The sequence below is a fragment of the Vibrio sp. 2-2(8) genome, assembly GCF_963888495.1.
Classification (GTDB): domain Bacteria; phylum Pseudomonadota; class Gammaproteobacteria; order Enterobacterales; family Vibrionaceae; genus Vibrio; species Vibrio anguillarum.
In genome coordinates, this window is record NZ_CAWPJM010000033.1 from 170,457 (window position 1) to 184,098 (window position 13,642).

The 13,642-nt window shown below is 45.7% G+C and carries 11 protein-coding genes; 7 read left to right on the forward strand and 4 right to left on the reverse strand.

All coding sequences use genetic code 11. The features are described 5' to 3' along the window. Positions 1-16 precede the first annotated feature (16 nt). The 4 genes from AACV12_RS10000 to AACV12_RS10015 form a co-directional block, all read right to left on the reverse strand. Positions 17-829: a formate/nitrite transporter family protein gene (locus tag AACV12_RS10000; RefSeq protein WP_029189754.1), complete on the reverse strand. Its 813-nt coding sequence runs from the start codon at positions 827-829 to the stop codon at positions 17-19. 142 nt (positions 830-971) lie between these two features. Further along, on the reverse strand, positions 972-1,307 hold the full coding sequence (gene nirD, locus AACV12_RS10005; RefSeq protein ID WP_017046108.1) for a nitrite reductase small subunit NirD: 336 nt from the start codon (positions 1,305-1,307) through the stop codon (positions 972-974). A gap of 2 nt (positions 1,308-1,309) precedes the next feature. Further along, positions 1,310-3,898: a nitrite reductase large subunit NirB gene (gene nirB / locus AACV12_RS10010; RefSeq protein ID WP_170900275.1), complete on the reverse strand. Its 2,589-nt coding sequence runs from the start codon at positions 3,896-3,898 to the stop codon at positions 1,310-1,312. Between the two features lie 659 nt (positions 3,899-4,557). Further along, positions 4,558-5,463 (reverse strand): LysR family transcriptional regulator, encoded by a 906-nt coding sequence (locus AACV12_RS10015; protein WP_017050136.1) that lies wholly within the window; start codon positions 5,461-5,463, stop codon positions 4,558-4,560. A gap of 108 nt (positions 5,464-5,571) precedes the next feature. Between AACV12_RS10015 and accD the strand changes: the two genes are divergently transcribed. The 7 genes from accD (at position 5,572) to choW (ending at position 13,640) form a co-directional block, all read left to right on the forward strand. Continuing rightward, positions 5,572-6,438, forward strand: coding sequence for an acetyl-CoA carboxylase, carboxyltransferase subunit beta (gene accD / locus AACV12_RS10020; protein WP_017050137.1), 867 nt, complete (start codon positions 5,572-5,574; stop codon positions 6,436-6,438). Between the two features lie 523 nt (positions 6,439-6,961). After that, positions 6,962-7,750, forward strand: coding sequence for a lipase family protein (locus AACV12_RS10025; protein WP_017048783.1), 789 nt, complete (start codon positions 6,962-6,964; stop codon positions 7,748-7,750). Positions 7,751-7,966: 216 nt separating this feature from the next. After that, positions 7,967-8,560, forward strand: coding sequence for a transcriptional regulator BetI (betI, locus tag AACV12_RS10030; RefSeq protein WP_017046103.1), 594 nt, complete (start codon positions 7,967-7,969; stop codon positions 8,558-8,560). A 21-nt stretch (positions 8,561-8,581) separates the two neighbouring features. Next, a complete protein-coding gene (gene betB / locus AACV12_RS10035) occupies positions 8,582-10,042 on the forward strand; it encodes a betaine-aldehyde dehydrogenase (protein WP_170900276.1) in 1,461 nt (486 codons plus the stop codon). Between the two features lie 18 nt (positions 10,043-10,060). After that, positions 10,061-11,761 carry a choline dehydrogenase gene (gene betA, locus AACV12_RS10040; protein ID WP_170900277.1) on the forward strand — a complete coding sequence of 567 codons (1,701 nt, stop codon included), beginning with the start codon at positions 10,061-10,063 and terminating at the stop codon, positions 11,759-11,761. Between the two features lie 36 nt (positions 11,762-11,797). Beyond that, positions 11,798-12,742: a choline ABC transporter substrate-binding protein gene (locus AACV12_RS10045; RefSeq protein WP_170900278.1), complete on the forward strand. Its 945-nt coding sequence runs from the start codon at positions 11,798-11,800 to the stop codon at positions 12,740-12,742. A gap of 49 nt (positions 12,743-12,791) precedes the next feature. Then, entirely contained in the window at positions 12,792-13,640 is an 849-nt protein-coding gene (choW, locus tag AACV12_RS10050) for a choline ABC transporter permease subunit (protein ID WP_017048787.1), read from the forward strand. Positions 13,641-13,642: the final 2 nt, after the last annotated feature.

A 13,642-nucleotide genomic window follows, 5' to 3' on the forward strand; every position in this document is an offset into this window, starting at 1 on the left:
CCTCACTTAACAATGGTTAGCCAAGGTTGCGTTGTGGCAAGGTTTTACCGTGAGTCATGTAAAGGCTTAACCCGGTAAATAACAAGCCGCCCACTAAGTTACCCAATGTGGCCGGAATTTGGTTCCACACCAACCAATCGACGATGGTGAATTTAGCGCCCAACATCATGCCAAGTGGGAACAGGTACATGTTCACTACGGCGTGTTCAAAAACCAAACCGAAGAAAATAAAAATAGGTAGCCACATCGCGACCACTTTGCCGCTCACAGTAGTTGATGTCATGGCGCCGACAACACCTAGACACACCATCCAGTTACACAAGATGCCTTTCACAAACACGGTGATCCAGCCATTAATACCATGTTCGGCAAAGCCAAGAGTGCGAGCAGTAGACGCTTTGATAAACGCTTGCCCAACCGCGCTCGGCTCGATACTGAAATTCATGGTGAAGGTTAGCGCCACTAAAAAGGCGACGGCAACGGCACCGATTAAGTTACCCAGCCCAACCAAGCCCCAATTCCGTAGAACGCCCGCTTTGGTTACTCCGGCGCGTTTTTCAAACAAAGCTAAAGGCGCTAAAGCAAAAACACCCGTTAATAAATCAAAGCCCATTAGGTTCAAAATACAAAACCCCACAGGGAAGACCAGAGCACCAACAATAGGCACTCCGGTTTGCACAGCCGCAGTAATGGCCACAGCGACTGCGATAGCAAGAATCGCCCCCGCCATAATACCGCGAATCAGGGTATCGCGCGTTGACATGAAGATTTTGCTTTCGCCAGCGTCAATCATTGTTTGCACAAAATCGGCAGGTTTTACATAAGACATAATGGTCCTTATTGTCACCAAAGTTAAAATTAAAAAGGGAAATTGAATAGATAAAGGCTCCCAACCATCAATGCATCACCAAGAGAACTCGATGAACAAGGAACCTTTTTGCTATTGAATCTCATCGTCTCAAAAGCGGCTGTTAAGCCGCGACTTCGACCACACCGTCGGTGACTCGCACGGCATAAGCTTTCACGCTAAAGCGTTCATCTTCCATACATTGGCCTGTTATGAGATTGAAACGCTGCTTTTTAAGCGGGCTTGCTATCCAGAACTGCTCTTGATGTTGGCAAATAAAACCGCGTGACAACACATTGGCTCGAGCAAAGGGATCCATATTGCTTATCGCCATCACTTCTTGCGCTTCAGTCGGACGGAAGATAGCCACTTGCTCACCATTCACCAGTGCACACACACCCGTTCCGGGAACAATGTCATTAATGTCACAGATGGCTTGAAATACTGTGTTATTGGCCATGGTTATTTCTCCAAAACAGGGGTAGAGATTGCTGAATCAGCAAGCGCAATGTGGAATATATCGCCTTTCGCTTCTGGGTGTTTTTCGCTATAAGTCGCAGGACGGTGCTGCTCACGAGCGCTGACGAACACGACGTTCTGATCGCGTAAATCAGAATTAATGAAGTGAGTAAAACGAGTTAATTGCTCAGGATGATTAAGCGTTTCTGTCCATTCACAGCGATAATCAGCAATAAGCTTCGCCACATCTGCTTCGAGTTGATCGTTAATGCCCAGCTTATCGTCCACAATCACTTCACGCAGGTAATCAACGCCACCTTCTAGGTTGTCTAGCCAAACTGAGGTGCGTTGTAATTTATCGGCTGTGCGAATGTAGAACATCATGAAACGGTCGATGTATTTCAGTAGTGTTGCTTCATCTAAATCAGAGGCCAGCAGATCGGCATGTCGAGGCTTCATACCACCATTACCGCAGACATACATATTCCAACCCGCATCGGTCGCGATCAGGCCTAAATCTTTCCCTTGCGCTTCGGCACATTCGCGGGTGCAACCTGAGACACCAAACTTCATCTTGTGTGGTGTACGGATACCTTTGTAGCGGTTTTCAATCAGCACACCCAAACCGACGCTGTCTTGCACACCAAAACGACACCACGTACTACCGACACACGTTTTTGCCATGCGCAGAGCTTTGGCATAGGCTTGGCCTGTCTCGTATCCAGCATCAATCAGTTTGCGCCAAATCTCAGGTAAATCGTCTTTTTGAGCACCAAACAGACCAATGCGCTGCGCGCCCGTCACTTTGGTGTAAAGTTTGTATTCCTGAGCGACATTCGCCAGCACCGCAAGCGCTTGTGGTGTGACTTCACCACCCGCCATGCGTGGGATCACCGAATAAGTACCGTCTTTTTGCATGTTACCCAAGAAGTTATCATTGGTGTCTTGCAAACTGACCAGCGATGGCGAGAGCACATGATCCCCCCAACACGAGGCCAGAATAGAACCAATTGTTGGCTTACAGACTTCGCACCCATAACCGCGTCCATGTTTTGCCAACATCTCATCAAAACGTGTGATACCGTTAATGCGGATCAAATGGAACAGATCTTGGCGTGAATACGCAAAGTGCTCACAAATATCGTTTTTGACTTCCACACCCGATTTAGCCAGTTCCGCATTCAGAACCGACGTCACTAAAGGCACGCAACCACCACAACCTGTTCCTGCCCCTGTCACCGCTTTAATCGCGCCGAGCGTATGATGACCATCGGCCACGGCTTGGGCAATTTTCGCTTTAGTCACATCAAAACAAGAGCAGATCACAGCAGTATCAGGTAGTGCATCCGCGCCTAATGCCGGTTTTTCAGCGCCAGCATGCGCAGGTAGAATCAAGGTGTCAGGGTGTTTGGGCAGCTCAATATCATTGAGTTTGAGTTGCAGTAAATCGCCGTAATCTGACGTGTCGCCGACTAAAACTGCACCAAGCAGTTTTTTACCATCTTCAGAAACGATAATGCGCTTATAAACTTCATCTTCTTCATTTTGATAGACGTAGCTTTTACAACCCGGAGTTCGCCCATTGGCATCGCCAATCGATCCCACCTTCACACCCAGCAGTTTGAGCTTGGCGCTCATGTCTGCACCACTAAATTGGCTCTCATTGCCCACAAGATGATCAACCGCAACCGTTGCCATTTTGTAACCAGGAGCGACCAGACCGAAGAAAGTTTGATTCCAAGAAGCACATTCGCCAATCGCGTAAATATCAGGATCGGATGTTTGGCAGTGATCGTTAATGGCAACGCCACCACGCGGCGCGATGTCTAGACCCATATCACGAGCTAATTTGTCCTGAGGACGTATCCCTGCGGAAAATACGATGAAGTCAACTTCCAAATCCGAACCGTCGGCAAACTTCATGGTATTACGAGCGGTCTCGCCTTGAGCAACGATCTCTAGCGTATTTTTGCTAGTGTGAACTTGCACCCCCATCCGCTCAATTTTATTACGCAGTTGTAAACCGCCTTGCAAGTCAAGTTGCTCAGCCATTAATACCGGAGCAAACTCAATCACATGGGTTTGTACGCCCAACGCTTTCAGCGCACCAGCCGCTTCAAGGCCAAGTAAACCACCGCCTATCACTACGCCACTTTTGCTCTTTTTCGCGCACGTTTCGATGGCCTTTAGATCTTCAATGGTGCGGTAGACAAAGCAGTCTTTACTTTCATTGCCTTTGATCGGCGGTACAAAGGGATAAGAGCCCGTCGCCAAGACTAATTTGTCATAGCTCACTTCACGGCCAGTATTTGAATAGACCACGCGCTTTTCGCGGTTAATGTTAACCGCCCGCTCGCCCATCAAGACATTAATCGCATGCTTTTGATAGAAACCCGGCTTAACAAGCGAAAGCTCTTCAGCGGTATGGTGTGAAAAGTAGGAAGAAAGATGGACGCGATCGTAGGCAACACGCGGTTCCTCACAAAAAACCGTGACATCAACAGCCGATGCATCCATTTTTTCGACCAAATCTTCGATATAGCGATGGCCAACCATGCCATTACCGATGACAACCAGCTTCATCCTGCTCATATGGGTTCCTAATTATGGTAACGTTTAATTGAGCGAGATTTTTAATTATGAAAGAAAATGAATTACTGATGTAAATCAATTACAAACTCAAACTACCCTAAAGAGGTAGCCATAAAGAGGAGTATCAGAGAGAAATAAACACCTTATCGTAAATAGCATGAATACTAGAGGCCGACAGGCATCGGAAGATAATTTATATAGTATGATCGCTTCTAATCAAACTTGATCATTTACAACAAAATTTGTCAGTTTTCCTCTGTCAAAACACTTGGCAGAAGTTATATACGCAACGTAAACACGCTGCCCTATTGTGCTTTAGAGTGGAAGATCATCACGGTGTTGTTCCTCCCTCTTTTAGGGGGAGGGAATTAATTTAGTGAGTATTAGGCATGCTATTTATGATGAGCTGTATAGTTTGCTGGAATGTTTTTGCCCCTTTTCTACTTAGTGCGATTAATCAGCGATAGATTACCCTGCTGAGTTTGCCATACGTGAGGTTATGGCAGATGCCAGAACACTGCTGCACGGAATATCCCATTTTCGAGCAGCAGACCGTCTATGCTCAGTGGCCTTACTTTTGCATAACAATTCGCTTAGCTAACAATTTATTCTAAAAGAAGTGGCTAACACAAAGTCTGGCATCACAACTGCTCTTGTATCTATGTACTCTGATCTATATTTGCTTGGTGCTGTAAGTGTTCGATAAACATCGGGATCTTTTTTGCCAAGTGTTTTCTGGAAGCATAAAAGACGTACAGAACTAGATCTTCAGGTTCAAACTCAAGTTCTACGACTTTCAAAGAGCCAGCATCTATCTCATTACGACAGGATTCGATTGGTAGTATCGCGAAGCCCAAACCAGCTAACGCACCTGATTTGGCAAGATGTCCGCTATTAACCTTAAATGAGGACTGTACCTTTTGGGTAATAGGCTCACCTTTAGCGTTTTTGAAAACCCAAGGCGTACCATTTAATGCTGTAAAACTATTGATGCACGGAACGTGTTTCAAATCAGTAATCTGAAAAGGTCTAGGAGAGGTCTGTAGAAGTTGAGGGGATGCTACAACAACACTTTGCCAACGTTTAACTTCCTTAGCAACCCAACTGTTGTCTTCGAGCTTGCCTCTGTGAAAACTCAAAATGACGTCAAACCCATCAAGTAAATCTTCCTTGGGACTAATGCTCGTATCACAACACAATGAAATTGAGGGATGCTGGGTACAAAAAGAAACCACTGCTTTGGCTAAAGCTGGTGAATCAGGCATTAAGACTTTAAGTCGTCCCATTACCTCATGAGAATGAAGGGCCACTTCCTCAAGTGCATCATTAAGTTTGTCCAGCAGCGGCTGTGTTCGTAAATAAAGATGTTCTCCTGCATCTGTCGGAGCAATTCTCCGTGTAGTTCTGTCAAATAGCCGTGTATCCAGTCGCTCTTCCAGTAAAGCGATATGGCGACTGACGTTTGATGTCGGCAAACTTAGAAATTCCGCAGCACGTTTAAAACTGTTGTTTTCGTAGACACAATGAAAACTTTTTAACCACTGTTGGTCAATCTTATCAAACATTTTGTTTAATCCCATAATATTGGATTATTAAACCCATAAATCATACTTTATTACCAGAAACTGGCTTATACAATACCCATTACTGAAGTTGTCTGGTAAAGGTGTCCCATGAGTTGGTTAGAAAAGCTATTAGATAAAAAGAATATAATCCATACACGCAAGGCGTCGATCCCAGAAGGAGTATGGACTAAATGTCCCTCATGTGACCAAATCCTCTACCGAATGGCTCTTGAGGAAAATTTGGCGGTGTGTCCTAAATGCAATCATCATTTGAGAATGTCGGCACGCCATCGCTTAGACAGCTTTCTGGATAAAGGAGAACGCGTTGAGATTGCCAGTGAACACGAACCACAAGATTTACTGAACTTTAAAGATCTGAGACGCTACAAGGAACGCCTTGCTATAGCCCAGAAGAGTACAGGGGAAAAGGATGCCTTAGTTGTAATAAAAGGAAAGCTACTGGGCTTACCTGTTGTTGCCTGTGCTTTCGAGTTTTCTTTTATGGCTGGATCAATGGGTTCTGTTGTCGGCGCTCGTTTTGTCCGTGCGGTTGAGGCCGCTATTGATGCAAATTGTGGATTAGTTTGTTTTTCCGCTAGCGGTGGCGCTCGCATGCAAGAGTCTCTGATGTCGTTAATGCAAATGTCTAAAACTAGCGCAGCGTTAAATCGTTTGTCCAGTGCAGGCCTCCCTTATATATCTATATTAACAGACCAAACATTGGGTGGTGTATCTGCGAGTCTAGCCATGCTGGGAGATATTAACATCGGTGAGCCAAAGGCAATTATCGGGTTTGCTGGGCGTCGAGTTATAGAGCAAACCGTTCGTGAGAAATTGCCCGAAGGTTTTCAGCGAAGTGAGTTCCTTTTAGAGCATGGTGCTATCGACATGATTGTGGATAGGCGTGAGATGCGCAAGCGAATTGGGGGGCTAATAGCTAAGATGACTCATACCACTATTTCGCTGGAAGCATAGTTTATAGGTTCTGTAACGAAGCTGATCTATCAAACTGAATGATATTTCATGAATATTTGCATAAATAATTTGAGCAACGCAAGGTTACGATGCACGTTATTGTCCATTTCCTTTCACGTACGGCACCGTATCAATCGGTGCCACTCAATCTTTTGTAATATCAAAAGTTATCCGTGAATAGCTAATTTAGTAAAAGCACTGACAAACTTCTGTTCAAACTTGTGTCAGGCCGATCTTCGCTAGCTCATTTTTGCCCCATTATGATCTAGAGTGGAAGCTGAACCGTTCTGTTCCTCCCCCTTTCAAGGGGAGGTTAGGAGGGGGTGTACAGAGGTGTCAGCAACCAAGAAACACCCCACCCTACCCCTCCCCTTGAAGGGGAGGGAATTATTGACATTCTTTCCTTCGCATCTTTATGGCTGACAGCATTTAAATACAAAGACTCCCCCAACCTAAACTGCATCATTCATAAAGTGTTCACATTCAATCGCTACGTTAGCTCAATATCTTCGAGATCTGTCATGTGAAACCACTTAAACGCTATCAATACGAACGCTATGCCGTGCTGTGCAACCTTGCTTATCCCAGAGTGTTTAGGCAGACACGTTACGGTTTTGACCCGAACGGTCAGCACATCATCCGTAACCAGTTTGGTAAAATCATGATTCGAGTGCTGTGGAGTAAAAACCAAGAAGAGGCTGTGGTGGTCATCAAAGGTTCGCACTGTGTCAGTGATTGGCTTTTGAACTTTGCAATGTGGACACGCAGTTGTCAGCACTTAGGATTGGATTACCGTATTCATGCGGGCTTTTACCATCTCCTGCATCAAGAGAGCCTGCCAACGCGCAACGAAGATAAACTCGGCTTATCGGTTTTACAACGGCTGGAAGCCGTCGTTGTTCCTCTGATCGAGAGCGGCAAACGCATTGCCATTACTGGCCACTCTTCGGGTGGGGCTATTGGGTGTATCTTTGCTGACTACATCGAAAAGAAATACCCAAAATGCATCAAACGCATTGTGACATTCGGCCAACCCGCGATTGGTAATTGGCGTTTTCGTCAACGCTACGCGCTTAGTCACAAAACCTATCGTATCTGTTGTGACCTCGACATCGTCACCTTTATGCCACCCATTCCTTTAATTTATTGGCATGTGGGTAAATTGCTGTGGCTTTACAATGGGCGTATTTACGAAAACACCCCAACGTTCATTCGATTAGGCAGGTCTTTATTGAGCTGGCTAGTTCGCCCCTTCTCTTATCACCTCATGAGTAAATACATCCGCAATAAAGATTTCTTCGATGAACGATAGAAGCTAGCACCGAACAAAAAACACGGTGACTTCAAATATTTTTCACACTAAACAATTATGAAAAATTAATTGTAATTAATTGAATTAAAGCAATATTTATCATTAACCATATAAATTCAATGGCAATTATCATTCAAAAATAGATTTGAACTCTAAACATTATCATGGCATTTTATATTTAACTAATCGCTCAATATAAAATAATCAGGATGAATTATGCCAAAGGTAGGGATGCCAGACATACGCAAACCTCAACTTGTCGCCGCAACAATGACAGTCATTGAACGCGTTGGATTACATGGCGCAAGTATCGCTTTAATCAGCAAAGAAGCGGGGGTCTCGACAGGGATTATCAATCACTACTTTGGCGGCAAGCATGGATTATTGGAAGAGACAATGCGTGTTGTTTTACGTGAGCTTTCAACCACCATCACTCAGCATTTAAACCAACTCCCAAAAGAGGCTCATTACGAACGCATTAATGCCATCGTAACCGGCAATTTCAAAGGGTTCCAAGCGGAAAACCAAGTCGTTAAAACATGGTTAGCGTTTTGGGCTTACTCCATGCACGACGCACAATTAAATCGCCTGCAATACGTCAATGAACAGCGTTTACTTTCTCACCTTAAGATTGAACTCAAGCCGCTGCTCCCATCAGAACAAGTCAACCTCGTGGCTCATGGTATCGCGTCACTGATTGATGGCATTTGGCTACGCGGAGCATTAAACCCCAAAGGGATAGACCCTGCTCAAGCACATTCCATCATTAACGATTACCTCAATAAACAATTAGCGTTTTACGCGCAATAACAACTCACTTCAGGCCTTAAAATGGAAATACAATCGCTTTATATCAACGGAACGCTCCGATCTGCGACTTCAGGAGAACGTTTCGATACCTATAACCCAGCAACAGGTGAGGTGATAGCAAGATTGCAGCACGCCAGTGCCAATGACGTTGAACAAGCTATCACCTCAGCCAAGCAAGGATTCGCGGTATGGTCAAGAATGACCGCGACAGAACGCAGCCGTATTTTGCTAAAAGCAGTAAAAATACTTAGAGAACGAAACGATGAACTTGCTGTACTTGAAGTTCTCGATACCGGTAAGCCGATTCAAGAAGCCAATTGCGTTGATATTGCGACTGGCGCAGACGTCATTGAGTACTTTGCAAATTTAGCCCCATCGCTTCAAGGCGAGCAACAGCCGATCAATGAACATCAGTTTTTTTATACTCGCCGCGAGCCATTAGGCATCTGCGCGGGCATTGGCGCATGGAATTATCCGATTCAAATCGCGATGTGGAAATCAGCGCCAGCACTGGCTGCCGGCAATGTGATGATTTTCAAGCCCTCAGAGGAAACGCCATTAAGCGCGTTAAAACTGGCAGAGATCTTCAGTGAAGCGGGAGTGCCAGACGGCGTCTTTAACGTGGTTCAAGGTGATTACCGCGTAGGTCAAATGCTGACGGCTCACCCTGATATTGCCAAAGTCTCTTTTACCGGTGAATCGGGTACCGGGAAAGCCGTGATGGCAGACAGCGCTCGCAGCTTGAAGTCTGTCACCATGGAATTAGGCGGAAAGTCACCGCTCATTATTTTTGATGATGCCAAGCTTGATCAAGCTGTCTCCGCCGCCATGGTGGCAAACTTTTATACCCAAGGTGAAGTGTGTACCCATGGGACGCGCGTTTTCGTGCACGACAGCCTCTACGATGCGTTTGTGGCTCAGCTTAAGCTGCGTACTGAACAATTAGTGATTGGCGATCCTATGGATATCAACACCCAGATTGGTGCACTGATCTCCAAGCCTCATTTAAGCAAAGTGCTCACAGCGATTGAGCAAGCCAAAGCTAGCCAAGCAACTTTGCTCACTGGCGGTTATCAAGTTACCGATAACGGCCTAGATAAGGGCAACTTTGTTGCTCCAACCGTTTTCATTGATTGCACTGATGACATGCCGCATGTTGAACAAGAAATCTTTGGCCCTGTAATGTCAGTGCTTAAGTTTAGCGATGAAGACGAAGTGATCGCGCGCGCGAATGGCACTCAATATGGCTTAGCTGCAGGAGTGTTCACACAGAACCTTTCACGTGCACACCGAGTAATTCACCAACTTCAAGCCGGGATCTGCTGGATAAATACCTGGGGAGACTCTCCAGCAGAAATGCCTGTTGGTGGTTATAAGCATTCCGGAATTGGTCGTGAAAATGGCATAGAAACCTTGAAGCACTATACCCAAACCAAGAGCATTTTAGTGGAGCTAGATGATTTTGCTAGCCCATATGCTTAATCGTCAAAGGAGCCTTCTATGTTAAATCACTTTGATTACATTATCGTCGGCGCGGGCTCGGCGGGTTGTGTTCTTGCCGATCGCTTAACCGAGTCGGGCGAGCATCAGGTTTTACTGCTCGAAGCAGGTGGTAGCGATAAAAGCATTTTTATTCAAATGCCCACCGCCCTTTCTTACCCGATGAACAGCGAAAAATACGCATGGCAATTTGAAACCGAATCAGAGCCCGATCTTGACGGGCGTCAGCTACATTGCCCACGGGGAAAAGTACTCGGTGGCAGCTCGTCTATTAATGGCATGGTGTACGTTCGTGGCCACGCTTGCGATTTTGATGAATGGGAATCACTGGGCGCTGCGGGTTGGAATTATCAAAATTGTTTACCCTATTTTCGCCGCGCTGAATCTTGGATAGGTGGCGAGAACGCTTATCGTGGCGGCAACGGGCCCGTCGGTACTTGTAACGGTAACGACATGCAATTGAACCCACTTTATCAAGCCTTCATCGATGCGGGCAAAGAAGCCGGTTATCCAGAAACTGACGATTACAATGCTTATCAGCAGGAAGGTTTCGGACCAATGCATATGACGGTAGATTCTGGAGTTCGCGCCTCAACGTCCAATGCCTATTTACGCCGCGCGATGAAGCGCCAGAACCTCACCGTAAAAACAGGAATTGTGGCACATAAAATCTTGATTGAAGAGCAAAAGGCCATCGGCGTTGAGTTTGAAAAATCGGGCAAGATCCAACAAGCGTTTTGCCTGCGAGAAGTGATCTCAAGTGCTGGTTCTATAGGATCTCCTCAACTTTTGCAACTTTCGGGTATTGGCCCTAAAGCGCTGCTTGAACAAGTTGGTGTGAAACTGGAGCAAGACCTACCTGGCGTGGGTGAAAACCTGCAAGATCACTTAGAGATCTATTTTCAATACCACTGCAAACAGCCGATCACACTAAACAGTAAACTCGGTTTAATCAGCAAAGGGCTTATCGGCACTGAATGGATCTTAACTCGTAAAGGATTAGGGGCAACCAACCACTTCGAGTCGTGCGCGTTTATTCGCTCTCGCGCAGGACTCAAATGGCCAAATATTCAATACCACTTTTTACCTGCTGCGATGCGCTACGACGGCCAAGCAGCCTTTGATGGTCACGGCTTCCAAGTTCATGTGGGACCCAATAAGCCAGAAAGCCGAGGACAAGTACAAATTGTCTCTCGCGATCCAACGGTTTCACCCTCTATCGCATTTAATTACCTATCAACCGAACAAGATCGTCAAGATTGGCGTGATTGCATTCGTCTCACCCGCGAAATTCTAGCGCAACCAGCATTGGATACTTATCGGGGCGAAGAAATTCAACCGGGTGAAGAGATCCAAAGCGATGACGATATTGATTCATGGGTCAAACAGAATGTGGAAAGCGCTTATCACCCCTCTTGCAGCTGCAAAATGGGCGCAGATGACGACCCAATGGCCGTGGTGAATGAACAATGCCAAGTGCGCGGAATTCAAGCTTTACGCGTGGTGGATTCCTCGATATTCCCAAGCATTCCCAACGGGAACCTGAATGCGCCAACCATCATGGTCGCAGAACGCGCCGCCGATCTTATTTTAGGCAAACCGCTATTAGCCAGTACTGAAGCTCCAGTATGGATTGCACCAGACTGGCAAACCAAACAAAGAATAAAACCACCAATGAGAAAGCCGGACGCTTACTCATAAAATTTATAAAGTTAGTCAAAAATACAAGGAAATAACATGTCTATTACTAAAAAAACCGTGCTCACACTTGCAATGACGACTCTGCTCAGCGCCAACGCTTACGCCAATCAATGCGATACGGTGCGCTTTGCTGATGTGGGTTGGACAGACATTACCGCCACGACGGCAATAACCACAGAGCTGCTCAAAGGGTTAGGCTATCAGACAAAAATCGATTTACTCTCAGTACCCGTGACCTACTCATCTATGGCAAACGGTGACATTGATGTATTCCTCGGTAATTGGATGCCAACCATGGAAGGCGATATTGCCAAATACCGTGAAGCTGGAACGGTTGAAACTCTGCGCGCTAACTTGGAAGGAGCAAAATACACACTCGCTGTGCCTAAGTACGTTTATGATGCCGGTGTCCAATCGTTTGCTGATATCGCTCAATTTTCAGATAAATTTCGCAGCAAAATCTATGGTATTGAACCGGGCAATGACGGTAATCGCTTGATCCAATCGATGGTTGATGAAAACGCTTTTGAGCTGAAAGATTTTAGCGTTGTTGAGTCAAGTGAAGCGGGCATGGTGTCACAAGTGGCACGCTCAGTACGTCGTAATCAGTGGATTGTGTTTCTAGGTTGGGCTCCGCACCCAATGAACAGCAATGTTGAAATGGAATACCTTGATGGCGGTGACGATTACTTTGGCCCAAACTACGGTGGTGCAAATGTCTACACCAATGTTCGTCAGAGCTACCTAGCACAATGCCCAAATGTCGGTAATTTATTAAAAAACCTATCCTTCTCGCTTGAAATGGAAAACCAACTGATGGAATCCATTCTCAACCAAGGCGTGTTACCAGAACAAGCCGCTCGCCAATGGTTAATCAAACATCCAGAAAGTATTGTTCCATGGCTAAAGAATGTAAAAACCAAAGCTGGAACACCTGCACAACAAGCTATCAGCAACCATTTAGCGCCATTTAAAGCATAAATTAATTTAAAGGAGGAGGTGAGCATTTCACCTTCCAAAAGGCTATACCGTGAATTTTATTACAGAGAACAAAATCCCCTTAGGTCGTTGGATGGAAAGTGGCGTTGACTGGCTGACCATCCATGCAGCCACATTTTTTGATACTGTTTCCTACTTACTTGAGACCATCATTTTATCTTTAGTTGATGTGTTTAAATGGATGCCCCCTGCCGTGCCGATTTTAGTCACCGCAGCCATTGCATGGTATCTGCATCGTCAGATTTCATTGGTGGTATTTGTTATTGCTGCCCTACTGCTTATTCTAAACCTTGGCTACTGGCAAGAAATGCTGGAAACCTTTGTCTTGGTGTTTGCCGCGACAACGATTTCCGTATTAATTGGCGTACCATTGGGCATTATCGCCGCGCATCGACCATGGCTTTATACGCTGATGCGCCCAATTCTTGACTTAATGCAAACGGTACCAACCTTTGTTTACCTCATTCCAACGCTAGTTCTGTTCGGTTTGGGTATTGTTCCGGGGCTCATTTCGACCATTATCTTTGCCATCGCCGCCCCCATTCGCCTCACCTATCTTGGGATTACTAAGGTACCGGAAGAGTTAGTTGAAGCGGGTAAAGCATTCGGCTCTAGCCGTATGAACTTACTGCTCAAAGTGGAGTTGCCAGCAGCGCTACCCAGCATAATGGCAGGGATCACTCAGTGCATTATGTTATCACTCTCAATGGTTGTGATTGCCGCCTTAGTTGGGGCTGACGGCCTTGGCAAACCCGTGATTCGTGCACTCAACACCGTCAATATTTCTCAAGGTTTTGAAGCTGGTTTAGCCATCGTTTTAGTCGCCATCATTCTTGATCGTTTATGCAAAACCCCACATCAAAATAATAAGGACGCATAATC